Source organism: Acinetobacter tandoii DSM 14970 = CIP 107469 (assembly GCF_000400735.1).
Taxonomy (GTDB): Bacteria; Pseudomonadota; Gammaproteobacteria; order Pseudomonadales; family Moraxellaceae; genus Acinetobacter; species Acinetobacter tandoii.
In genome coordinates this window covers 164,336-189,415 of the sequence record NZ_KE007367.1, presented here as the reverse complement: position 1 = coordinate 189,415, position 25,080 = coordinate 164,336, and the positions used below count along the sequence as shown (strand labels likewise).

Sequence of the window (25,080 nt, the reverse complement as noted above, 5' to 3'; positions counted from 1 at the left end):
TTCATTACAAATCCGACAATCTTTCTGTCTGTACATTTAAAAATGTAATAACCCTTGGATTTTTAATGGCAGTATTTTTTTACCTCCATTTGGCATAGTTAACTGCCGATAATTTCTCTCATCAACGCGTACAGCATAGAATTTTTCAGCTAAAATTTAATACCAAAGAGCCACACCAGTTTTTAATAAAAGCTGCTCCCTTTTTTTGAACCGTAATCTAAGGCAAATTTATGATTGAAGTTGAATTAAAATTTCAAATTCCTACAGCAAAAAGAACAATGCTCCTTAAAGCCTTAGACCCCAAAAAATCAAATTTGATTCATCTGAAAGCCAAATACTTTGACACGCCAGATAAATTACTTTCACAACATGGTGTTGCCCTACGCTTACGCCTTGAAGGTGAGCATTGGGTTCAAACCTTAAAAGCAGCGGGAAAAAGCCATTTGCACCGCTTTGAGCATAATCATGATTTTGGTATTTCTGAACATGCTCCTGCTTTAGATTTAACGATTTATCAACATGAACCTGAAGCATTAGCCATTTTGCAAAATGCTTTGGGTGATCAGTTTGCTTCATTAAAATTACAATTTGAGTCTGATATTCAGCGCACTTATCGTGTGATTCACTTCGAAGATGCAGAAATTGAAGTCAGCCTCGATATTGGCCGCTTAGCCACTGAAACTGAAGAAAGAGAAGTTCACGAAGTTGAGTTTGAACTCAAACAAGGTTCTATTCAGTCTTTGCTTGCCTTTAGTTTTGAGTGGGTCAAGAAATACCAATTGTGGTTAGATGTTCGCAGTAAAGCTGAAATGGGTCATTTACTTTCAATTCAACAAGAAGTGAGTCCAGCCAAGCAAGCCAAAGCATTTCAACTGGTGAAAAAAGACAGTGCCGACTGCAATGTCCGTTCGCTCATTGCACAACAGTTACAACACTTACTGCCAAATATTGCAGCCATCTCGGCAGGCGTTGCAGAAAAAGAACATCTTGAGCAAGCTTATGTAGCATTGGACCATCTCTATTTAACTTCGGCTTTATTTAAAACGTGGAGCAAGGATATTTCTGATAAATGGGCCTATCAATTGGCAGCATTTAAACATCATTTTGAAAACTTACAACAACTAGAACATATGCAGAACACCTTAGGAGCGTTGTTGCAAAATCCAACCACAGCAGCAAGCCTAACCAAGGATATTTTATATGCACAAGAAAAGCTGAATAATTTGGTGCGTTCAACACTCAATGTACATCACTTTTTAGAGCTATTAATGTTTAGCTTACAAAGCAGTACTGCCACGCAAGAGTTAGATTTAAAAGGCTACGCGCAGAACACCTTGCAACAGCAGTATAAACAGATTCATGAGCAGCTTTCAGAAACCGACGTTACTAATTTTGAAAGTTTAGAACAGCTCTCTCAACGCATTCGCGAACTCAAATTCAGCTTCCCAATTCTTACTTCAATTTATGATGTAAAAAACCTGCAAAAATATAGCAAAGCATTAAATGAAGCACACCAAGCTGCTGAAGAATACTTGACGCTCAGTTCATCTGCTGCCTATATACAGCAAACCGAATTAGAGGCAAGCGACTGGTTTGTTTTAGGTTGGTTAACTGCCAAACAAGAAGTGTACGCTCAAGCGCTTTTAGATGCGACTGAACAATTTATGGTAAGTCGTAAGTTCCTTAAATTCTAAGCCCTTAGACATACAAACAGACCAACATCCACGGGCAAAGCTTGTGGATGTACTTCATTTCTACTTCTAAAAATAGACAAATTATATTTTTACTGGACTTCTTCAGTCACTTTAGCCAAGATATAAATTTAGCGCCATTAAAATAATTTTAAAAACTCCAGTGCGAGGGCTAGAACATGTCAGAAATTGAACTCAAATTTCAGATTCCAGATGCTTTTCAGGACATGATTTATCAAGACTTCTGTGCCTCTAAGGTATATAAGCAACGCCTACTCGCCCACTACTACGACACTCCAGATTTTCAATTGGCGCAACAGTCGATTGCCCTACGATTACGCTTAGAACAAGGACACTGGATTCAAACCTTAAAATACAAAACCGAGCAACATATCGAGCGTTTTGAATTTGAATCTGACCTTGGTAAGAAAAAACAGCCTAAACTCAATTTAGCCCTGTATCAGGATCATATAGACGAACTACCTGCTCTTTTCACCACTGAAGATGCATCACAAAATTTTAAAATCAAATTTTCTACCGATGTTGAACGGATATCAAAAATTCTGCTGTTTAATCAGTCTGAAATTGAAGTTTGCCTCGACATTGGACACTTGGTCTTTCAACAAGAAAAATTAAGAATATTTGAAATTGAGTTTGAACTGGTACAAGGTTCCATTCATGACTTAATTCGCTGCATAGAGCCATGGATGAATAAATATCAACTTTGGCTAGACACACGAAGTAAATCACAACGAGGGGATTTACATCTACAACAACAGGATATGTTACTGCCACAATATGCGGAGCCTGTCGTTTTAGATCAAGCCATGACATCGAATGCCGCTGTACATGCGATCTTAAATAATACCTTTAAGCATCTCTTGCCAAATGCAACTGCCCTCGCCAGTGGCTTTTATAATAGCGAACACATACATCAGGCACGTGTCGCAATACGGCGTATGCGTAGTGCTTTAAAAAGTTATGCCAACTTGGTACATGACATCTCTCCACACTGGGCAGCTCAGCTCCGTATCATATTTCAATCTTTAGGCAATGCGCGTGATACCGATGCCATTCGTGAAACCCTTCTGCCCCAGTTACAGCAAGCGGGCTGTTCACACTTAGAAATTCCAACTGCCGAGAGTTATCACAATCAGGTGATGTGGATTTTCCAGTCCACCGAAACCAATCAATTAATATTAGAACTGATGGACTATATGACTTCAGAACAGAGTCCCAAAAATAAAAAGAAAAAACCGTTTTTAAAATATGCTGAGAAAAACTTAAAGAAAACCCATCAACGCATTGCAGATGACATTGGTCATTTTTCACAACTAGAAGATGAAGAAAAGCACAAACTCCGTAAACGCTTCAAACACTTACGTTACAACATTGAGTTTGTGCGTAGCCTATACAGCAATAAAGCAGTGAAAGATTACCTCAAAGCAATTAAACCAATTCAAGAACTCTTGGGGCAATACAATGATCTTTTGGTTGCCGAGCAATTTTTCCATGAACTGCCTGAAAATGAAGAAATTCACTGTGCGATAGACTGGCTCAATCAACAGGAAAAGCAACAACTCAAACACATTGATAAGCAACTCAAAGCCTTCAAGAAAATTAAACCGTTCTGGTCTTGAACAACTTAGCGGTATTTTCCAAAGACTTTCCACACCCCGTTATCCGCCAGTGGATCACTATAGCTATCACTGCGTTGCTTGCGTGGCTTATCTCGTGCATCCACCAGTTTAAAGTCCTCTTCAGTGCTTAACACAATACCATTCACATAAAATCGGGTACGCGTATATTCACTTTGTCCATGCTGAAACACATAAGTTCTAAGGTCAATGAATTCTCGGTGTGCGACCAGTGCTGCCTGATCATCACTATTTAACCAGACTTGCATCGCTGCAACCTGCTCTGCGGAATATTCTCCGCATTTATCCAATAGACTAGCAATCCCTCTAAAGGTCTTCGACTCTTTAGCCCGTGTTTTATTAATTCGAATCCGATCTACATGAAAATAAAACAACGGCAAATTCAAATGACTGGGTAAATGAATCGCATCAACCATTTCATCACTTAAAAAAGGTTGGCTCAACAGTTGTGCACGCTCGATTAAATCTTGCCATTGCTGATAATAGTGTGCGACATCTTCTTTCGAGCCATAATAAATAGGTAATCCTTCGACATTTGCCAAAGTTTGTGGTGGCCAAATTTGTTGGCGCAAAAGTGCAATATCATGTTTAAGATTTTGAATTGCAATAGCATCTGACATAACGTGTTCCATTTTTATAATGCTTAGGCTATTTTTAGATTAAGTCAAAGGTTTTGTTTCTGCAAGGCTTTGCCTATAATGCAGAATGAAATTTTAGCTAGGAACAATCATGGTTCAAAAGATTGACGCTACCGATGTTACCGAAGAAGAAGCTTTGAATGCTGCTTTTTTTGAACGTGCAGATGAATTTATTAAACATGCCAATGAATTTTGTCGCCCAGCCAAAGGACAACAAGTCAAGCCCACTGAAATTCGTGGTCAAGTCAGTGCTTCTATGCTGTTTGCAACAGCACGTTTTAATACTTGGGTTGCAGCCAATAATTTCAAAGATGGCAACGAAATGCGTGATGCCAAAGAGCAAGTGATGTCTTATATCCTTCAGCAATTCCAAATGATGCTGGAAGATAACTATGACGAATACTGTGAACAGTTCGAAAACTATTTACGTTTCCGTCATAATGAAGAATTCCATGCCAACAAGCATGATCATGACCATTAATTTAATGGTGTAATAAAAAAGCCCTCAGTTTAGACTCAGGGCTTTTTTATGACTTAAATTTTACGATCCCACACGATCTTTTTAATAACGTTATCGATAATGGTAACAGTGTAATAAGCATTCCCCACCAAATATACAGGGTCCGATGTAGTAAGCTGCTTTCTACCTTCTTTCCACTCGTAATTTCGCACCGAGATTGGCGATTGCTGCATATTCTGTACCAGTTGAATATAGCTATCACCAAGAGATACCAATTGCCCATTTTCAGTACGGATGGTACGCGTTTCAGTTGCTGCTGTAGCATATGAAGTACCGATGACAAATACAAAAAGAAGATAACCAGAAATTTTTAGAATTTTCTTCATATAGATAGACTCAATTAACATGATGTTTTCATTATTAAAAATTTATATAAAGTTTTTTATCATCTGTTCAATTTAACTTCAAGTTTTAAAATAAAAAGCCACAAAAATGTGACTTTTTATAGAAGTTTTTAAGTGGATTAAAACCTTAAAGTTTAGTCATTCGGCTGTCCATATTGATCAGCCATCACTTCAACCAATTGATCAAGATGAATGTATTTTTTGATGGCTTGGTCTACATCTGCTTTGGTCAAGTTAGCAATCGCTTGATCACGCTTTTTACGGAACAACAAATCACGGTTTCGTTCTAACTGTGAGGTCAACATTTGATGAATATTGCGTTCATCTTCCAAAGCCGTTATGCGGTTTTTTAGAATATCAGCTTTAGCCGCTTCTAACTCTTGTTCAGTTACACCATGATCTAACAGTTCTTGTAAAACCTTGTGCACAGCCTGCGACACTTGCTCGGCTTTACCTGCGGTGTAATTGGCATCAATGCTCAGTGCTCCTGAATTAACCCAATCATCCAGTTGAATTTCACTGCTAAAACCATACACCAAAGCATTCTTCTCACGTAATTCTTGTGCTAAACGTGAAGAGAGCTGAGAATCTCCAAGAATGTAACTAAAGACCAGCATCGCTGGAGCATCAGGGTGATCCTCGCCTAGCGGGAAAGTGAGTAAGCTCTGATAACTACCAAACTCACGTTGTTCAGACAGCACATGCTTCTTCTGCGCTTTATACGGGGTATATTCAGAAGTCAGTTGTGCATAAGCTTGAGTCCCTTTCCAAGTACCAAACTGCTGCTTTACTTTACGCAACATTTTCTTCGCATCGAACTCGCCTGTAATCGCAATTTGTGCATTATTCATGGCAAAGAATTGCTGATAAAGTTGCTTCACTTGCTCATTGGTCGAGGCTTGGTATTGCTTCTTGGCATATTCAGGTTCGAAGTGATAGCGCAAATCTCCTTGCGGATAAATTTCAATTAAACGTGCAATGGTCAGTGCTGCAACGGTTTCAGGTTCTGTATAGGGACGGTTTAAGCTCGACAACGTTTGTGACTTGATTAAATCAAACTGTGACTGCTCAAACTTCGGGTTCTTCATGACTTCGACAATGTAATTAAAGAAGTCTTCAAATTTTTCTTTTTTCGCCACAATTTGAATGGTCATACCGTTGCCATTAGACGATGCTGTTGCAGAACCACCTGCATCAATCGATTTATCGGCAATGTCTTGCAGACTGTATTTATCTGAAGCACGGAGCAATAAATAAGAAGTGAAATCAATAATTTCACTTTTGTTCATCAAACTTTGAGCTGTACCGAACTCCACATTAATGGTGGCATAAGTTTTATTGTCACGAGTCGCAACAGGATAAAGTGCATATTTCATCCCGTTCTTTAATACACCGCGTTGAATATTCCTCTCGTTCTTTTCCAAATATTGCTGAGAGCTTGCAACATATTGTGCTACTTCTTGTTGATACACACTCACATCTTTGAGTGGTTCTGTTTTTTGAGCCTGTTGATCTAAGGTCTTGCTTGGCGCTTTTGCCTGCTGCTGTTGCTTGGCTTTTTTCTGATCTTCAGGAGTTGGCTGAATATCACCTGTAATACGATGTTCTTTGACCAAGAACTGATTTAAGGTCTGATTGACCTCATTCTGACTGAGGTTTTGAATATTATTCAGATCGACATAATATTGATCCCAACGTCCCTGACTCGCTACAAAATAATCCGCCAGACGTGAACCCAATGCAGCAGAGTTACTTTGAATGCTGTCCGCCTGATTTTGAATGAGACTTTTCACGCGTTTTAATTCTGTTTCATTAAAATCTTGCGTTTTTTCTACCCCTTGATCGAGCGCTTGATCGACCTGCTCAGCATTATGATTCGGTGCATAAATTGCGCCCATAAACACCAAGTTAAAATCACGATCTAGCCATGTGGTTGCCTGCACCATGGTACTGGTGCCTGTTTCCACCATACTTTGATACAAATGACCACTCGGCTGCATGGTATATAAGAGCGGTGACAAAGCTAAAGCGGGTTTGATCTGTTCATTTTTTCCATTCAAGTAAATATTGAACTTGGCTAAATCACTGCCCTTTGCCACAGTAAATTCACGCTGTTTAATTTTACTTGCATCCAACTGCGGTACTTGAACCTGAGCAGGAATCTGACGTGCAGGAATTGAACTAAACTGTTGATCGATCTGTTTCAACACTTGCCCTTTATCGAATTTACCTGCAATCACCATTGCTGCATTATTCGGTGCATACCACGTACGATAAAACTGGTTTAGTTCATTCATTTTGATGGACTGCAATTCTTTTAAATCACCAATTGGTAAACGTCCTAAATACTGGTTGCCATAAGCCGATTTCCACATCTGATCCATCAATACGGCAAAAGGCTGATCCAGACGTACTTCCCGCTCACGTTTCACAATGGCAATTTCAGAAGGAACAAACTTCTCTTGCAGCACCAATTTATCCATACGCTCGGCTTCTAAATGCAAGATTTCATTCAAAGCGGTTTGTTCTGGACGCACGACATTAATATAGCGGGTCGAATAATAATCGGTACTGGCATTGGTCATTAAAGTGTACTGATCCAATCTACGCTGGAATTCTTCACCTTTGACATTTTGTGTTCCTTTAAAGGCAAGGTGCTCTAATAAATGTGCTAGCCCTCCTTTACCTTGCGGATCATTCAATGAGCCTGTCAGATATATGGTGCTCATATAGACTTTATTTTCTTTATCATTCGGTGCCAAAATCACCCGAAAACCGTTATCTAATTTATATTCTTCAATTTGATGATCTGATTTGACCAAAACTGGCTGTGCCCAAGCAGCCGAACTTAAACCAACAAAAAACAGAGAGAAAGTAAGTTTTTTCAACCGCATTAACATGTTAATTCCAATATATTCAGTCATATAAATATTTTATAAGCTGCCTATCTTACGGAATCAAAAATGGGATTTATAGTTAAGTTTTGCAAAATAACCCTCAGTTTTGAGCGTTGCTTTGTTCGAATATGTTTAATCTAAGAACAACTCTGCCTGCATATAAAGTTTGCCATAGCCCGAAATTTCAATCCGCTCCTGATCTAGAATTTTGCAATACAATTCGCCACCTCGCGCAGAGGCTTGATATGCAATCAACTCTGTTTTGTTTAATCGTTCTGCCCACAATGGCGCTATCGCAGTGTGAATAGAACCTGTAACAGGGTCTTCATTGATGCCTATTGCAGGGGCAAAATAACGTGACACACAATCATACTCTGCATTTGAAGCAGTAATAGCAACATCTACACTTGAACTATGTGCGGTAATAGCAGTACGTAAAGAACCCAATTGCTTTAACAGTTCTAAGTTGGGTTGCTCATCCAAAACGTCTTGCACACTTTCATACTCAACAATAAAAGCCTGTTGATTCAGATACACATTTTTAAATGGCTTACTCAGTGCCTGAGTTAAAAGTTCAGGATAATCTTCTACTTTTTCAGCACGGCGGATTGGGAAATTCATACAAATTTTTCCATCGTCCGCCTGACTCACAACAAAAACACCCAATTTTTTCACATGGAAATGAATGGTTTTGGCTGGAGTAAAATCTTTAAATAGCACAAAACTGCTGGCTAAAGTTGCATGCCCACAAAAATCAACTTCTGCTGTAGGTGTAAACCAACGAATTTCAAAATGTTCGGCATCAATCTTTTTTACAAATGCAGTTTCAGACAGATTATTTTCCAAAGCAATATTTTGCATGAGTACTTCATCTAACCATTGTTCAGTCACAATTACTGCCGCAGGATTCCCCTTAAATAATGCATTGCTAAAAGCATCGACTTGATACATTTTCATGATTTGTCTCCATTGTTTCATTATGATTATGCCGTTACAGGCAAACAATAACAGATACAAATTTATTTGATTTATGGATACAATTGTTGCCTGACACAAAAAAAGAAAGCCAATATCCAAAATACTGACTTTCCTATTTATGACGTAACGGCGAAATTAATTCTCGGTTAAATCAACATTTTCTTGTTTAAAAATGGTTTGATCAGTTTGCCCTAAGACTTGACTGGTGACCATTCCGGCAGTCATTGAGCCATTCACATTCAATGCCGTACGCCCCATATCAATCAAAGGTTCAATCGAAATGAGTAGCGCCACTAAAGTCACGGGTAAGCCCAACATCGGCAATACAATTAAGGCAGCAAAAGTCGCACCACCACCCACACCTGCAACACCGACAGAACTGAGCGTTACGACACAGACTAAAGTTAGAATCCAGATTGGATCTAATGGGTTAATCCCAACGGTTGGTGCTACCATCACCGCCAACATGGCAGGATATAAACCCGCACAACCATTTTGACCAATGGTTGTCCCAAAAGAAGCTGAGAAACTGGCAATCGACTCAGGCACGCCCAGACGGCGCGTTTGTGCCTCAATATTTAGTGGAATACTGGCTGCACTAGAGCGACTGGTAAAAGCAAAAGTTAATACAGGCCAAACCTTTTTAAAGAATTGAATTGGATTGACACCTGTAAGCAACAAAATGAGTGCATGCACAGCAAACATGATGCCCAGACCAATATAAGATGCGACAAGGAAGCCACCCAAGTTCAGAATGTCCGCCAATTTTGAATTCGCCACAATATTGGTCATTAAGGCAAATACACCATACGGCGTAAGGGTCATAATTAAGCGGACTAATTTCATCACCCATGCTTGCATAATTTCAATCGCAGCAAGCAATTTTTTCCCTTTCTCTGCATCCGCCTTAATTAAATTCAAGCCAGCCATACCTAGGAATACAGCAAAAATTACCACACTAATAATTGAAGTCGGGTGAGCACCAGTGAGTTCAGCAAAAGGATTAGTGGGAATAAAAGAGAGAAACATATCTGGAACTTGTAAATCTGTCACTTGCCCCACATAGTCGGTCTGAATGGCATTCAGACGTTCAGTTTCTTGCGCCCCCTGAACCAAACCTGCCGCGGTCAAACCAAAAGCATTGGTTACCACCACACCCACAAAAGCGGCAATCGCTGTTGTAACCAATAAGGTGCCTATACTAATAAAACTGATCTTGCCCAGCGAACCTGCATCATGCAGCTTAATCACCGCGCCTAAAATGGAAACGAAGACCAACGGCATGACCACCATTTGCAACAGTTTGACGTAGCCTTTACCCACCAAGTTGAACCATTGCACTGACTCTTGCAGCACGGTTGAACCTGTGCCATATACCACGTGCAAGAGTAAACCGAACACTACCCCCAAGCAGAGACCAGCAAGCACCTTTTTGGCAAGGCTCCAATGGGTATGACGTGTCCGACTTAATAAGAACAGCAATGCCACAAAGAGGATGACATTGATGATTAAGGGCATATTCATGTTTTTTCCCTAAATAATGTAATCCCTATTATAAATCAAAATTCAATTCGACTTTTGGCTTTACCTGTACAGACTCACCAAGTGTTCAAATTTAGACTACTCCTGCAACAATCAGAGTTATGATATGTCCGAGAAAATAATGTTATTGAATCTAAATATGGCTGAACTGTTAAATCCACACATTCAACCTGTCGAACTGGCAAAGGCGTATCGTTTACTCAATCATGGCCCAACCGTATTGGTATCTGCACAACATGAACAAGAAGCCAATGTCATGACTGCTGCTTGGGCATGTGCGCTAGAGTTGGTTCCAGCCAAAGTCTCTGTCGTACTGGATAAAAGCACCAAAACCCGAAAATTAATTGAAGGTTCAGGTTATTTTGCACTACAAGTTCCCACCTTAAAGCAAATTGAGTTGGTACAAGCCTTAGGCTCAATCAGCCAGTTTGATGACCCAGCTAAACTTGAGCATTGTCATACTCCACTTTTTCACTTTGATGGTTTTAACTTACCTATGGTGGAAGGTTGTGCCGCTTGGCTGATTTGTGAGTTAATTCCTGAACCGCATAATCAGCAAGTACATGATCTGTTTATAGGAAAAGTAGTCGCAGCCTATGCAGATGATCGCGTGTTTCGTGATGGACATTGGTATTATCATGAAGCCGATCCATCATGGAAAAGTGTACATCATGTTGCGGGAGGTCATTACTACACCATAGGTGATGCTGTTGATGCCAACAAGAGTTAAGACTTTAAGCTTCCCTAAGCTTGAATGATGCTCGACTAAAGGTGAAACGTCAGCGATTGTTTTTCTAGATTTTTCACCTTATAGTTCAAGTATATTTTTTAAACAATTAGTCAAATTATATGAACAGGACGTTCTCAAATACCATCAAACTCAGCGCATTTCTTTGTTTGAGTATGTGCTTGGGCATCGGCATTTTGCGCTTTTCCTATACCGCTTTATTGCCTTCAACACGCGAAGCCTACGAATGGAGTCATAACTTTGCCAGTATTTTAGGCAGTGCTAATCTTTTGGGCTACTTAGTCGGTGCCTACTGGGCAATGAAAATCCCGCAAAATCCTAAAATGCCAATCTATATCATTAGCGCTGCTTTTGTGGGTTCAATCAGTCTGTTTGCTTGCGCCTTTTCCAGTTTTTCAGAAATTTGGTATTTAATATGGCGCTTTATTTCAGGCATCAGTGGCGGCTTACTGATGATTCTGTCCCCAAGTGTGGTCGCACAATGTAGCGATTTACAGCATCGCTTTAAAATCAACTTTATTGGTTTTAGTGGTATTGGCTTGGGGGTTTTATGTGCCACGTTATTTATGCCCTATCTCGACCGAATTACAATTTCTACTGCGTGGTTGATCTTATGTGCTTTCGCCTTTGGCATAAGTGCATTACTCTGGTTTCTGGTACGTCCATTTCAAGCCCAACTCCAAGCTATTCCAGCAACACAATCCCAATCAGATCGAGTCGGTTTCATTTACTACAGCTTATTAATTGCTTATGCCTGTAGTGCATTTGCCTATATTCCCCATTCTTTATTCTGGATTGATTACTTAAGCCATGTATTGGTTTTGAATTTGTTCTGGATTAATTTCAATTGGATTCTATACGGTCTGGGCAGTGCTTTAGGAGCGTATAGTGCATACGTCTTGGCGCGTAGACTTGGGAATTTTGCCACGCTTAAAGTGTTATACAGCATCTACATTTTTGCAGTTTTAATCGCTGTACTTAGCTTCTCGCCTATTTTTACCTTTATATCTTCTTTCCTCACAGGTTTACTTAACCCTGCCGTGGTTTTCCTAACCTCCTATACCATTTTGCAATTGTACGGTCTGGCATATAAAAAATTATGGAGTATGGCAACGCTCAGCTTTGCCACTATTCAGTTGCTCGGCGGTATTAGTTTTAGCACTTTGCAGCATTTTGGTGTGTCTTATCATCAACAATTTAGCATTGCCTCTGCGGTACTATTACTCGGCACTTTGCAACTGTTTTGGTTTACTCGCCCGCATGCAAAAACCAGCCAAAACAGTAAACAAATAACAGATTAGGCGCGCAGATATTTTATTTCAGGCCTTCAAAATTGGCCGTATTGAGAATAATTGGATATTCTAAAGAAATTGGATAATCGTCAAAAATCGGGCAATGTTTTTTTCAACATGCCCCAAAACCTGTTCTTGTCTTTCATGTAATCCGATCTGAACAATCATCTTGCAGACCTGACACACGAAGAATATGCCTTTATAAACTCTGCTTATGGCTTAAAAATGGATAAGGATTCACCGCCCCTTGCCCAGTAAAATAAATACCATAATGTAAATGTGGTGGTGTGTTTTTCGCATTGCCCGTATTTCCCACATAACCCAGTACTGAGCCTTGCTCCACCCAATCACCCTCTTCTAAATGTGGAGCATAAGACTCTAAATGCGCATAATAATGTCGACTTAAATCCGGACCAATCACCCACACAACTTTGCCACCTAAGCTATCTAAACCAACCTTAGCAACGATTCCTTGCGTTGTACTCAGTACTTCAGTGCCTCGTTTCGCAAAAATATCGATACCTTCATGTTTACGATTCTGACCTCTTGCAGCACCCCATGTATCATTTATTTGTGCTGAGGTAATGCCTTTAACAGGCATAGGTAATTGCGTCGAGAGATTTTGACGAGCCAATTGAAACTGCAAAATAGGGTATTTCCAACCCGTCGACTCACCTGAAACAGGTGGTTTACATGCCAATAACATCCAACTAAGAGGCAGCAATATCGCTAAATTTTTAATGCTTCGATGTTGAGACTTCATTCTAATAATTTGAATTTTTTAAATTAACTCAATTCTAACGGTGCGTCCTACAATTCCCAATGGTATTTTGGTTATCTTGTAAATTACCTAGAATCTTAAATAATAGCTAAAGTCACTTTATGATGAGACCAAACTGCACGCTAAATTTATAAAACATAATTTTCGAGCAAAAAAAAAGCCTACAAATGAGTCATGTAGGCTTTTAAAAATTTAAAACAAGTCAGGGAACTATCAGCTTTAAATCTTGTGCTAATACTGCCAAAACTGAGAACTATTTACAATACTTTGGTTAAAGATATATTTAAAATATTTGTTAAAAGATCCCTTTTTTTTAAATCAATTGTCGTATAGAGCCAATTTATACAAATCCACTCCCATATCAACTGGTTAGACTATCTTTTTCCTTGTTCAAATATTTATTATATTCTTTCAAATATTGCTCAGCCAATTGTGTTTTTTGCTGTTCAGCTAAAATTTTCCCTGCTTGTTGAAAAAAGCCATGTTCCTCTTCATTTAAATGATGGTGGACTTTTTCAGATAATTTTTTTGCAATTACCAACCAACTCGGATGGCTAAACTCAGTTTCGCTCAATTGCTCTAACAACTCATCCATCTCATGATGTTCTGCTAATGCATGACGGGTGATGTTAAGACCTGAATCGGTCATCATCAGTGGAATATAAAGATATCTATCTTCTGCGACTGAATGTGCAAACAATTCATTTTTTAATTCATTGAATAACTCATGTCTTTCTTCAGTGTCTCCCGAAGTCTGAATTAATTGTTCAGATAACATTCTTTGCTTATCGTGACTTAGTCTTAATGCTTCAAAAATTGTTGTATTTGTCATTGGGGTTAATCCTCAAAATTCATTTTATGGATATGCACCTACTATGAACATTTCACAAAACATGGTCTGTTCACAAACTGTTTTATTTTTAAGCACAATGCATTACTGTTTTTTCAAATTGTGTTTTTACTGTTATTCATCGTTAATTGAAAAGAATTAAATAACCACAGGTGCAACCATAGCTCAATTTTCTAAATATTAAGACTTTGTTGCAGACAAAAAACTAAAAAAAATAAGTCGCTCATCCTGTATTTAAAGCGATTACACAAGAGGATTTCGCCCCTTCTCAAAGAAGAGCTACATGATCAATCTCTAAAACTACAGCGTATAAAATGTTCGTTGTACAAAATAAATCAAATAATGCCCTATGTTTCTAAAGCCAGAACCTTAGCTGAATAAAATTATCTTCACTGCAGAATGGAATGAATATTATCTGATCTTAAAGTACATAAAATTCAGATTTTTAATAAAAAAATGACAATTGACTCAGTAATTTACTCTTTCTCATTAGCTCACACTTTTATTATTGCTACATACTCAGGTACATAATGACATCACCGAACACTTTCAAATTTTTATCATTTTTTCAAAAACCAACATTAAGTTTTTCAAAAAAGAAGCGATCAATAAAAACCACAGATATTCTGATTATCCTATATATTGAATAAATCTAGATCATTTTCTGTCATCAGGCTAAGAATCAAAAATAACAACTTTAAGCAAGGAGGTAATCTATGCCTATTTTCAAAAGACCTGAGCTCTTAGGCCTACTTTTTCCCACTGTATTGTTCATAAGTGTTACCACTATTGCGTCTGCAAACACTCCAACTGTAGTTCTGAATACCTCGAAAGCGCTTATTTACCCCAATATTGATCCCCGTTTAAGTGAAAGTCTTTATCCAAATGAGGCTGCCACGGCCAAGCAAATTGCAGACACTATTGAAATGTCCATTCGTAAACAATATGTCACAGACATCGCGCTACGTGATGCACATCCCAAAGCTCATGGTTGCATACGCGCAGAATTTAAGGTCAATGAAACATTACCTCCCCTCCTAGCTCAAGGTGTTTTCATTCCTGGGAAAACTTATCAAGCATGGATTCGTTTTTCTAATGGATCAAGTAATGCTAAACAGGCAGATATTAAGAAAGATGCACGCGGCATGGCAATCAAGCTTTTAGAGGTCTCTGGTAAAAATCTCTCAGATGAAAATTCTTCCACCCAAGATTTCATCATGATCAACCATCCAGTCTTTTTTGCAAACGACCCCGCTCGCTATCTGTCCTTCATGCAAGATATCAATAGTGACAAATTTCTAAAAAAACTGCATATTCCTTTTGCATTAGGAGCAAAAGGAACTTGGATCGCCCTAAATACTAGAAATAAAATTTCAAATCCATTACAAACCAGATACTGGTCTATGGTGCCCTATCAATTGGGATTAGGTGATCATCGTCAGGCGGTAAAATACTCTGCTCGAGCTTGTTCGACCATTGTCAGCCCTATTCCTGCTAGACCTAACAGGGACTTCTTAAGGGAGGCACTCCGCACGAGTTTGCAAGAAAGCGATGCGTGCATGGAGTTTTTAGTCCAACCTCGAACATCCACTTCCATGTCGGTCGAAGATTCTATGACTGAATGGAAAGAAGACCAAGCTCCTTTCTACAAGGTGGCAACGATTCATATTCCTAAGCAAGTGTTTGATACCTCAGAGCAAAATAAATTTTGTGAAAACCTCTCTTTTACACCTTGGCATGCTTTGGCTGAACATAAGCCACTTGGAGGTATAAACCGAATGCGCAAAATCATCTATGAGCAGATTAGTCGCGTCCGACATGAAATGAATTCGACGGAGAGATTGGACCCCTAATCATAATGAAAATAAATTAAGGAAATCTGCTTAAACTCACTAATCAATTCATAATCTTATGTATAAACAATAAGTTCTTATCGTCATGCAACTTCATCAACAATATATTTCATTAAAAACATTAACAAAAAATGGATCAATGATGTGCTCAACTTAAACATCCGTTGTAGGGCAACTGAAATCGAACATTGACCCAATATGTCCAAGGTTTGAAACAAAGAGGATTACACATCAGATGTGAAGAATAAAATTGAGGAGCTCAAGCCGAAATCTGATATAGTAGCCCCCATATAGTTAGTGGACCTTTCTTTACCCTTCCCTACCTACTCCCACTAAAATGGGTAATCAAACGGGTAACACAAGCAAGTCCAAACAAATTTTTTAAATTTTCTAGTAGGTTAAAGTGAAAATAGTCATTCTTAACAAGCCTTATGACGTTCTCTCTCAGTTTCGTAAAGACGAAGCCCATATGACGATCTCTGACTTTGTAGATGATCCGACTTTGCGTTTGGCTGGTCGTCTTGATATGGACTCTGAAGGCTTAGTTTTTTTAACTGACCACGGTGGTTTAAATCAATACATTACCAACCCTGCAAACAAAAAGTACAAAACTTATTTAGTACAACTTGATGGTGATATAACCGAAGAAGCATTAGAGCAACTTCGCAAAGGTGTTGAATTAAAAGATGGGATGACCCTACCAGCCCAAGCAACGAAGGTTGAACAACCTGAATGGTTATGGGATCGTGATCCTCCTGTACGTTTTCGCGCATCCGTTCCTACATCTTGGGTCGAAATCTCAATTTGCGAAGGCCGTAACCGTCAAGTCCGTCGTATGACTGCTGCGGTTGGTTTCCCAACTTTACGTTTAATTCGTACTAAAATTGGTGCAATTGATCTGGTTCAAATGGGTTTACAACCTGGTGAAACTAAAGAAATTGAGCCACTTTTATACCCTGACTTTCAAAATATTCCTGCTGAAGAACCTTACCGTTCACGTTCTTATGTGAAAAAACCAGGTGGTACAGGTGGCAAACCTATGGTTCGTAAGAATAAAGATGGTTCTGTGAAAAAGTCAGGTACAAAGCGTATTTGGCAAATGGATGAAAGTGAGAAACCACGTCGTAAGACCAACGGTACAACACGCCCAAATACCAAAGCACCACGTGGTCGTGGACGTAGCGGTCGTTAAAATTTGATTTTATTAAAGCTCACATCAGTGGGCTTTATTTAATAAATTAGTCTCGCTTATAAACGAGACATACTTCTTCACGATCTAATTCTTCTAATTCAGTTTGCATATATATTTCATAGTTATATTTTTCATACACTGCATATAAATTCTCAAAATCAATCGCAATTTCAGCAAGCATAGTTTGTTGCGTATTATTAATATCTAAATCAAGTTCATATAGATTTAATTTTACTTCCACAGTTTCTTTTTCAGCAATTTGATCTACATAAAATATGGCTTTTTTCATATTGTTTCGAATATAAAGCGTATTAGCTACTCCACCTAAATTTGTCAGATTAAACTTCACTTCAACTAGGAAATCACTGCCATCAGGATGAGAAAAATATGTGAATCCACTATCTCTAATCACAAATATTGGCTTAACCGCTTTGTTGAGGGCATCAAACTGCTGCTTTTGAATAGTGGCTAATTCTTTTTGCTGTTGAACACTCTCCTTCATCTCATCAATCTGAAGTTGTAATGCTTTTTCTTGTTGTTCTAATGCTGTTGTATTTTGATCTAACTGCTTACCTTGCTGTATATATCCTAAAATCAACCAAAAGAAAGCGATTGGTGCAAATATTCCAGCAAGAAAATCACCCAATTCATTTAATGAAGTAGGCAAAGAATAGCCATTGCTTCGGCTAAATAGATAAATTCCTAATAACCAGATAAAGGTAACTAAAACTCCGAAGATCAAACTTTTCTTATTCATTTTCTTAAATCTCACAAAATATTCTGATACACGACAATGTCTTCTACTGCTGTTCGAGGCAGGAAGCATACAATATTTATTGTTTCAGCGAAGTCTCGATCAAAAATGTCATTTGACGAGTTCAGTAGATGACGATGGTTTTGACTACTTTTGCCTAAACAAAAGTAGCTCGTACCGAAGGTTAAGCACATAATGTAATATCTAATGATTAGCTACAATCCGCTAAATAATAAAGCAAAGGTTAAATTTCTAAGGTTTAGAATATAAACAAATAAAAAGCCGATGCATTTGCATCGGCTTTTTTCACATCATCGGCTAATAGCCGATTTTGCTCAACTTAAACTGCTGCAAGCGCTGCGTTTAAAGTTTCGCTAGGACGCATTACAGCATTTACTTTCGCAGGATCTACAGCGTAGTAACCACCGATGTCCGCAGCTTTACCTTGAACAGCCGCAAGCTCTGCAACGATTTTGTCTTCGTTTTCTGCAAGTGCTTTTGCAAGTGGAGCAAATTTCGCTTTCAACTCAGCGTCTTCATCCTGAGCAGCCAAAGCTTCAGCCCAGAACTTCGCTAAATAGAAATGGCTACCACGGTTATCCAACTCACCAGTACGACGTGATGGAGACTTATCGTTGTCAAGTAACTGACCCGTTGCTTGGTCTAGAGTTTTCGCAAGAAGTTTTGCTTGAGCATTGTTTTCTTTAATGCCTAGCTCTTCTAAAGAAACCGCTAATGCAAGGAACTCGCCTAAAGAATCCCAACGTAAGTGGTTTTCTTCTACAAGCTGTTGTACGTGTTTAGGTGCTGAACCACCCGCACCTGTTTCGTACATACCACCGCCCGCCATTAACGGCACGATAGACAACATTTTCGCAGAAGTGCCTAATTCCATAATTGGGAACAAGTCAGTGAGGTAGTCACGTAAGATGTTACCTGTTACAGAAATCGTATCTAGACCACGCGCTACACGTTCAAGTGTATAACGCATTGCACGTACTTGTGACATGATTTGAATATCAAGACCAGTTGTATCATGATCTTTCAAGTACTTTTGTACTTTCTTGATAAGTTCATTTTCATGTGGACGGTACGGGTCAAGCCAGAAGATTGCAGGCATACCAGAGTTACGTGCACGTGTTACTGCAAGTTTAACCCAGTCACGAATTGGTGCATCTTTCACCTGACACATACGCCAGATATCACCTTCTTCTACGTTCTGTGACATCAATACTTCGCCAGTTTCTAAGTCAGTGATGTTTGCAACACCTGCTTCAGAAATTTCGAAAGTTTTGTCGTGTGAACCGTATTCTTCAGCTTTTTGCGCCATCAAACCTACGTTTGGTACAGTACCCATAGTACGTGGGTCAAAGTTACCATTCCACTTACAGAAGTTGATCATTTCTTGGTAGATACGTGCGAAAGTTGACTCAGGCATTACTGCTTTACAGTCGTAAGGCTTGCCGTCAGCGCCCCACATTTTACCGCCACCACGGATCATTGCAGGCATAGAAGCATCTACAATCACATCGTTTGGTGAGTGGAAGTTAGTGATACCTTTAGCAGAATCAACCATTGCTAACGCAGGACGGTGTTCTTGGCAAGCGTGCAAATCTTCAATAATTTCTTCACGTAAAGACGTCGGTAAAGTTGCAATCTTCTCATAAAGACCTGCCATACCGTTGTTTACGTTAATGCCAAGCTCATCGAACAATTTACCGTGTTTTTCAAAAGCTTCTTTGTAGTAAATTTTCACACAGTGACCGAAAACGATCGGGTGCGAAACTTTCATCATGGTTGCTTTTACGTGTAAAGAGAACAAAATGCCTGCTTCTTTACAATCATCAAGTTCTTTTTCATAGAAATCGCAAAGCGCTTTCTTGCTCATGAACATAGAGTCGATGATTTCGCCATCTTGAAGCGCAACTTTTGGCTTAAGTACAATGGTTTCACCAGATTTGGTGATCAATTCCATTTTGACGTTACGCGCGCGATCAAGCGTCATCGATTTTTCGCCATGATAGAAGTCACCTTCTTCCATGTGTGAAACGTGAGTTTGTGACCATTGCTTCCACTCGCTCATAGAGTGCGGGTGTTTTTTAGCGTAGTTCTTTACTGCAGCAGGCGCACGGCGGTCAGAGTTACCTTCACGTAAGACAGGGTTTACAGCCGAACCTAAGCACTTACCATAACGTGCTTTAATCGCTTTCTCTTCTTCTGTTGTTGGGTTCTCAGGATAGTCAGGAATCGCATAGCCTTTTGATTGAAGCTCTTTGATACATGCTATTAACTGCGCAACAGATGCACTGATGTTTGGAAGTTTGATGATGTTTGTATCAGGATCTTGTGTAAGACGACCTAGTTCTGCAAGATTGTCTGGCACTTTTTGCTCTTCTTTTAGGCATTCAGAGAATTCTGCAAGAACACGTGCGGCAACAGAGATATCCGTTTTAACGATCTCTACACCAGCAGATTTAGTAAAGGTCTCAATGATCGGCAGTAGCGAATAAGTCGCCAACAATGGCGCCTCATCAGTCAGTGTGTAAATGATGTTTGACTTTCCACCAGCCATATATAGCCCCTTGTGTTAAATTGAGTATTGAGAACTAGACTTTTGGCCCAGTCCTACGAACCGATTGCTTGAATAAACCCTGAGAGTATCGGCCTTCAACGCTTATCAGTCAACGATATATCTTGTGATAACGACATTTCGTCAGAAAATACCACACAGTTTATGTGGTTTTTTTAAACATTTTTTAAAGTCAATTATTTACATACAGAACAAAATATATCCTGCATCCTTTATTCTCATCGTTATTCTTTAAAATCGTTGTTGTTCATATTCAATTCAATATAGCGCAATACCAACACCACCTCATCTCAAATTATGATCTATTTCATGTTGAATCTTGAATATTTATTGAACTTTCAAATTTCTATTTTTTATTCAAACACCTTGATCAGGCGCTATGATAGTGCTAATGATGATTCATATTTAGTTATAAATATACAATAACGTATCAAAAAGGATGAGACATGGACACTGTAAAAGGACATACATTATTTAATAATGATCAAGTCATGCAAAATATAGGTGCCCGCTTAATCGACTACAAAGACTGTTATGCCAAAGTGGAACTTTTGGTCGAAAAGCGACATACCCAAGGACATGGTACTTGTCACGGTGGAATTATCTTCACTTTAGCCGATGGTGCTTTTGCGGTTGCTTGTAATACAGGTGACTACCCTGCCGTGGGCCAGCACTGTAATATCAGCTACATTAAACCTGGACGGATTGGTGATGTACTCACTGCAACTGCGGAGTTACGCTCCCAAGCAGGCCGTTCTGAATTTTACGACATTCAGGTGGTGAACCAAAAGCAAGAAACAATTGCGGAGTTTAGAGGTGTGTCACGGATGTTGGTTCCGATGAAAAAAGAACAACCATAACGTTAAGTTGGCTCTGTGTATCCATTGTTCATTAATGTTCTATCGATTCTGGTGTCTGTTACATAATGAAATGTTGATTTCTGATTGATTGTTTAAACTCAATCTTTTTTAGCTTTAGGAAAAGTCAAATGGTTAAATATTTCTTGCCACTTGTTGGACTTAGTCTCTCTTCTTTCTGCTTTGCACAAAACCCTTTAAGTGTTCATGTACTCAATTTGGACAATGGTTTGCCATCTGCAAATGTGAAAGTCGTGCTAGAAACGCAACAAAACAATCAATGGGTCGAGATCAATTCAGGTACGACCAACGAACAAGGTCGAATTACTGAGCTTTACCCCAAGGACACAGCTTTACAGAAAGGGATCTATAAAGTTACCTTCAAAACAGGTGACTGGTTCCGTCAACAGAATCAACGTTCATTCTTTCCAGAAGTTCCTGTGGTATTTGTAATTGATGGCTCACTTGATCATTACCATATTCCACTGTTAATTAGCCCTTATGGCTATTCAACCTATCGTGGCAACTAATGTTTCGAAACAGCTTTACTAAATTCAATATAAAAAACGATGCCATAAGGCATCGTTTTTTAACTCTATTTAAATCTGACAGCTTAAGCTTTTAACCAAGCATCTGCCTTCGTCTGATCTTCTACTTTTAATTCCACAGTAGTTAAACCAGTTTCACCAGCTTGAACTTCAAATTGCATCAATTCATCACGACGGAATGCAAAGATAGTGAACGTCTCTTTACATTTCGCATATTGCGCCAAGAGCTTTTCACTGGCTTTTAAGCCATCAATCGCAAGAATCACATCATTGGCAGAAAGACCTGCTTGCGCAGCAGCACCATCACGGCGAATTTGCTGAATCAGCACGCCTTCTGGCTTGTCTACGACTTTCATGCCAAATGGCAATGATTTATCATTTTTTAAGCTATAGCTTAAGCCAAATTCAGGGAATAATTGATCGAGCGGCAATTCATCAACGGTATTGATTAAATGGTTAATTTGTTCAATCCAATTATCACCTGTCAACTCATTACACAATTCAACAATCGTGCGTTCGTGTACTTGTACACCCTTTTGCGCATTCTCGTACAATTTGCGCATTAAAGCATCCAAGCTTGAACCTCGTAAACGCAGACCTAGATCCAAACACAATGCGACTAAACAACCTTTGTTGTAGTAGCTAGTGCCAGCATTGTTCGAATTTTCATCCTGACGATAGAATTTTACCCACGCATCAAAACTAGATTCTGCCACTGTTTGTACATGACGACCTGGGTTCTGCAAGTAACGATCAATCTGGGTTTTAAGGAGTTTTAAATAAGATTCTTGCGAGACCACACCACTGCGTAGCAAAATCAAATCGTCATAATATGAAGTAAAGCCTTCAAACACCCAAAGTAAAGTGGTGTAACTTTCTTTGTTTAGGTCATAATTAACCAAATTTTCAGGACGAATAAACTTGACCAACCACGAATGGAAATATTCATGACTACACAAGCCTAAAAAGCGCTGATAATCTTCCGAAGGTTCTACAGGTTCATCAACTTTCGGCAAATCACTGCGCGGTGTAATTAAACTGGTGCTGTTTGGATGTTCTAATCCACCATAACTATTGCCCGTTGCCATGGTCATAAAGGTATAGTTGGCAAACGGTGCCGAACCAAACATCTTAATTTCAGTGGCACAGATTTTTTCGATGTCCTGCTGCATACGCTCGGCATTCATGGCATGTTGCCCTGAAACCACAAACTCATGTGTGATGCCTTCAGCATTAAAGCTAAAGCGAGTTTGCTCTGCTAACTCAAACGGTGCATCAATTAGTTCTGCATAGTTTTTGGCTTTTAAGGTATAACGACCTTTGACCAAACTTTTAGATGCCAAGCCTGTTGCCAATTGGAAATGTTTTAATTCATCAGGCAAGAACAGTTCAACTTCAATTTCTTTTTCTTCCTGACCATCCAAACCTAAACAAGCACATGCAGGATTGACATATAAACGGTTCTGATCGACATAGGCGCCACGCACAGACAAATCATAGGCATAGACATCATATTCAACCGTAATAAATTCGTGATCCGTGTTGAACAAGCGCCATTTATTCTTTTCAAATTTCTGAATTTTTAGAACGCGACCCGATTCATCATACGCGCGCACAGATTCGATGTGTTTAGAAAACTCGCGAATCAAGTAGCTACCAGGAATCCATGTTGGGAGAGAAAGGACTTGAGTTGGGTTTGCCAAAAAACGCAGTGTGACATGTACAAGATGCTGATGATAATCGTCAAATTCGATTTGATAATGCAACATAATAGGCAGTTCAAAATAAAATAATTAATCTTAGCAGCTAGCTTAGCATTTTTTTCTAAACCGATGCAGAACTGTGTTATTTGTCTGCAACTCGGACTAGCCATCAAGTTAAAAAAGGCATAGCATTCCCCTAGTTTTGTCAGTTTCTTGCTGATGGATTAGCTTGATAGGAATACCTTTGAAACGTTTCACTTACCTCCTCGCTTTATTTGCTTTGCTCTGTACTTCTTTTGCAAACGCTACACTCCTTAACTTAGTTCCCGAAAGTGTTCAAGCCGAATCATGGACGATTTTAGACACCCAATCTGGACAAGTGATTGCTGAATATAATAGCCATGCGCAACGCGCACCTGCTTCATTAACAAAAATGATGGTTGGTTATATTGCTTTAAAAGAAATTCAAGCAGGACATTTGCGTAAAGATGAAGTACTCACTGCCACACCTGTTGTAAAAACAGTCATGTGGGACGAATCACAAATGTACCTAAAGGAAGGCGAAAAGATTTCGGTAGATCAACTTCTGGCAGGCTTAATTGTGATGTCAGCAAATGATGCGGCCGTTACGCTTGCCGAGCGTATTTCAGGCAGTATTCCAAAGTTTGTAGAACGCATGAATCAGGAAGCAAAAGCGCTCGGTATGAAAGACACGCACTTCCAAAACCCAGCAGGCATTACCATGCCAGAGCACTATTCATCTGCAAATGATTTAGCGCAATTAGGACAAGCAATTAGTAAACAAACGCCAGACTATTTTTATTATTCCAAGCAACAAAGTTTTAGCTATAACCAACGCTTCCACCACGCAACTAATTTAGTCCTGAAAATGGATCCTACCGTTGATGGTTTAAAAACAGGCTATACCAAAGCAGCGGGTTATAACCTTGCTCTAACGGCAAACCGTCCTACCATGAACCCTGATGCACCAAATCGTCGTCTAGTCGTTGTAGTCATGGGAACCAAGAGTGCTGCAAAACGTGCGGAAGTGGCTTATGACCTTATGAATTTGGCTTATACCTACACACGCAACGAAGTTGCAATTAAGGATAAGCAACTCATTGCTGAGCTACCTGTGGTGAAATCCACATTGAAAATGTTTAAAGTTCAAACCCAAGCACCTGAACTAATTACAACGTCTTTGTACGACCAACCTTATGCGATTGACTTAAGCACTTACGACAAAATTAATCAGCGTATTATGCTCAATACAGGTGATGGCAGCTTACATTCCGTCAACCCTTTGGCAGAAACAAAAACACATTTAAATATTGAAATGAATGAGCATGCTTTAACTGCTCCTTTGGCGAAAGTCATGCAGTTGGCAACTGTACATGTTTATCAAAACAACCAGCTCATCCGAACTATTGCAATTGAAGATGATGTTCAAATTGAAGAAGCCAATGTATTTGAGCGCTTCTTCATCTGGTTAAAACATATTCTGCCTTTTTTTGGTTCAGATGATTTTAAAGTAAAAATTTATCCACTCCATTAAAGTTGAATGCTTTAGTTTGGTTTATGTAAGTTGTTGTAAATTGTAAAACAACTTACAACACATCAAAAAAAGAAGATGGCATGTTAAGC

Annotated in this window: 20 protein-coding genes; 10 read left to right on the top strand and 10 right to left on the bottom strand. The window is 39.1% G+C overall.

Features of this window, described 5'->3' with window-relative positions; translation table 11 throughout:
• Nucleotides 1–230 precede the first annotated feature (230 nt).
• The gene (locus I593_RS10270) at nucleotides 231–1,694 is read left to right on the top strand and encodes a CYTH domain-containing protein (RefSeq protein ID WP_016167507.1); all 1,464 of its coding nucleotides are present in this window, start codon (nucleotides 231–233) and stop codon (nucleotides 1,692–1,694) included.
• 176 nt (nucleotides 1,695–1,870) lie between these two features.
• On the top strand, nucleotides 1,871–3,331 hold the full coding sequence (locus I593_RS10265; protein ID WP_016167506.1) for a CYTH and CHAD domain-containing protein: 1,461 nt from the start codon (nucleotides 1,871–1,873) through the stop codon (nucleotides 3,329–3,331).
• Nucleotides 3,332–3,336: 5 nt separating this feature from the next.
• Here I593_RS10265 and I593_RS10260 read toward each other — a convergent pair whose 3' ends face one another.
• Nucleotides 3,337–3,969 (bottom strand): hypothetical protein, encoded by a 633-nt coding sequence (locus I593_RS10260; protein WP_016167505.1) that lies wholly within the window; start codon nucleotides 3,967–3,969, stop codon nucleotides 3,337–3,339.
• A gap of 109 nt (nucleotides 3,970–4,078) precedes the next feature.
• Between I593_RS10260 and I593_RS10255 the strand changes: the two genes are divergently transcribed.
• The gene (locus I593_RS10255; protein WP_016167504.1) at nucleotides 4,079–4,468 is read left to right on the top strand and encodes a DUF3144 domain-containing protein; all 390 of its coding nucleotides are present in this window, start codon (nucleotides 4,079–4,081) and stop codon (nucleotides 4,466–4,468) included.
• A gap of 53 nt (nucleotides 4,469–4,521) precedes the next feature.
• Here the strand turns inward: I593_RS10255 and I593_RS10250 are convergent, their stop codons facing one another.
• The 4 genes from I593_RS10250 to I593_RS10235 form a co-directional block, all read right to left on the bottom strand.
• Entirely contained in the window at nucleotides 4,522–4,854 is a 333-nt protein-coding gene (locus tag I593_RS10250) for a hypothetical protein (protein ID WP_228130578.1), read from the bottom strand.
• 131 nt (nucleotides 4,855–4,985) lie between these two features.
• A complete protein-coding gene (locus tag I593_RS10245) occupies nucleotides 4,986–7,751 on the bottom strand; it encodes a M16 family metallopeptidase (protein ID WP_016167502.1) in 2,766 nt (921 codons plus the stop codon).
• 129 nt (nucleotides 7,752–7,880) lie between these two features.
• Nucleotides 7,881–8,705: a PhzF family phenazine biosynthesis protein gene (locus tag I593_RS10240; protein ID WP_016167501.1), complete on the bottom strand. Its 825-nt coding sequence runs from the start codon at nucleotides 8,703–8,705 to the stop codon at nucleotides 7,881–7,883.
• Nucleotides 8,706–8,861: 156 nt separating this feature from the next.
• Nucleotides 8,862–10,250: an L-cystine transporter gene (locus I593_RS10235; protein ID WP_016167500.1), complete on the bottom strand. Its 1,389-nt coding sequence runs from the start codon at nucleotides 10,248–10,250 to the stop codon at nucleotides 8,862–8,864.
• 157 nt (nucleotides 10,251–10,407) lie between these two features.
• Between I593_RS10235 and I593_RS10230 the strand changes: the two genes are divergently transcribed.
• Nucleotides 10,408–10,998, top strand: a complete 591-nt coding sequence (locus I593_RS10230; RefSeq protein ID WP_035301963.1) for a flavin reductase family protein — start codon at nucleotides 10,408–10,410, stop codon at nucleotides 10,996–10,998.
• 119 nt (nucleotides 10,999–11,117) lie between these two features.
• Nucleotides 11,118–12,317: a YbfB/YjiJ family MFS transporter gene (locus tag I593_RS10225; protein WP_212750022.1), complete on the top strand. Its 1,200-nt coding sequence runs from the start codon at nucleotides 11,118–11,120 to the stop codon at nucleotides 12,315–12,317.
• Between the two features lie 190 nt (nucleotides 12,318–12,507).
• Here the strand turns inward: I593_RS10225 and I593_RS10220 are convergent, their stop codons facing one another.
• Both I593_RS10220 and I593_RS10215 read right to left on the bottom strand, forming a co-directional pair.
• The gene (locus I593_RS10220) at nucleotides 12,508–13,071 is read right to left on the bottom strand and encodes a M23 family metallopeptidase (protein WP_016167497.1); all 564 of its coding nucleotides are present in this window, start codon (nucleotides 13,069–13,071) and stop codon (nucleotides 12,508–12,510) included.
• A gap of 379 nt (nucleotides 13,072–13,450) precedes the next feature.
• Nucleotides 13,451–13,921 (bottom strand): hemerythrin domain-containing protein, encoded by a 471-nt coding sequence (locus I593_RS10215; RefSeq protein WP_016167496.1) that lies wholly within the window; start codon nucleotides 13,919–13,921, stop codon nucleotides 13,451–13,453.
• A gap of 734 nt (nucleotides 13,922–14,655) precedes the next feature.
• Between I593_RS10215 and I593_RS10210 the strand changes: the two genes are divergently transcribed.
• Together I593_RS10210 and I593_RS10205 are read left to right on the top strand one after the other, a co-directional pair.
• The gene (locus I593_RS10210) at nucleotides 14,656–15,792 is read left to right on the top strand and encodes a catalase family protein (protein WP_016167495.1); all 1,137 of its coding nucleotides are present in this window, start codon (nucleotides 14,656–14,658) and stop codon (nucleotides 15,790–15,792) included.
• Nucleotides 15,793–16,195: 403 nt separating this feature from the next.
• Entirely contained in the window at nucleotides 16,196–16,984 is a 789-nt protein-coding gene (locus I593_RS10205; protein WP_016167494.1) for an rRNA large subunit pseudouridine synthase E, read from the top strand.
• 46 nt (nucleotides 16,985–17,030) lie between these two features.
• Here I593_RS10205 and I593_RS20765 read toward each other — a convergent pair whose 3' ends face one another.
• Together I593_RS20765 and I593_RS10195 are read right to left on the bottom strand one after the other, a co-directional pair.
• Nucleotides 17,031–17,741: a hypothetical protein gene (locus tag I593_RS20765; protein ID WP_016167493.1), complete on the bottom strand. Its 711-nt coding sequence runs from the start codon at nucleotides 17,739–17,741 to the stop codon at nucleotides 17,031–17,033.
• A gap of 337 nt (nucleotides 17,742–18,078) precedes the next feature.
• Nucleotides 18,079–20,310 carry an NADP-dependent isocitrate dehydrogenase gene (locus I593_RS10195; RefSeq protein ID WP_016167492.1) on the bottom strand — a complete coding sequence of 744 codons (2,232 nt, stop codon included), beginning with the start codon at nucleotides 20,308–20,310 and terminating at the stop codon, nucleotides 18,079–18,081.
• 464 nt (nucleotides 20,311–20,774) lie between these two features.
• Between I593_RS10195 and paaI the strand changes: the two genes are divergently transcribed.
• Together paaI and uraH are read left to right on the top strand one after the other, a co-directional pair.
• Nucleotides 20,775–21,188, top strand: coding sequence for a hydroxyphenylacetyl-CoA thioesterase PaaI (paaI, locus tag I593_RS10190; protein WP_016167491.1), 414 nt, complete (start codon nucleotides 20,775–20,777; stop codon nucleotides 21,186–21,188).
• Between the two features lie 128 nt (nucleotides 21,189–21,316).
• On the top strand, nucleotides 21,317–21,715 hold the full coding sequence (uraH, locus tag I593_RS10185; protein WP_016167490.1) for a hydroxyisourate hydrolase: 399 nt from the start codon (nucleotides 21,317–21,319) through the stop codon (nucleotides 21,713–21,715).
• Nucleotides 21,716–21,798: 83 nt separating this feature from the next.
• Here uraH and I593_RS10180 read toward each other — a convergent pair whose 3' ends face one another.
• Entirely contained in the window at nucleotides 21,799–23,502 is a 1,704-nt protein-coding gene (locus tag I593_RS10180) for a M61 family metallopeptidase (RefSeq protein ID WP_016167489.1), read from the bottom strand.
• Between the two features lie 178 nt (nucleotides 23,503–23,680).
• Between I593_RS10180 and I593_RS10175 the strand changes: the two genes are divergently transcribed.
• On the top strand, nucleotides 23,681–24,991 hold the full coding sequence (locus I593_RS10175) for a D-alanyl-D-alanine carboxypeptidase PBP6B (RefSeq protein ID WP_016167488.1): 1,311 nt from the start codon (nucleotides 23,681–23,683) through the stop codon (nucleotides 24,989–24,991).
• Nucleotides 24,992–25,080: the final 89 nt, after the last annotated feature.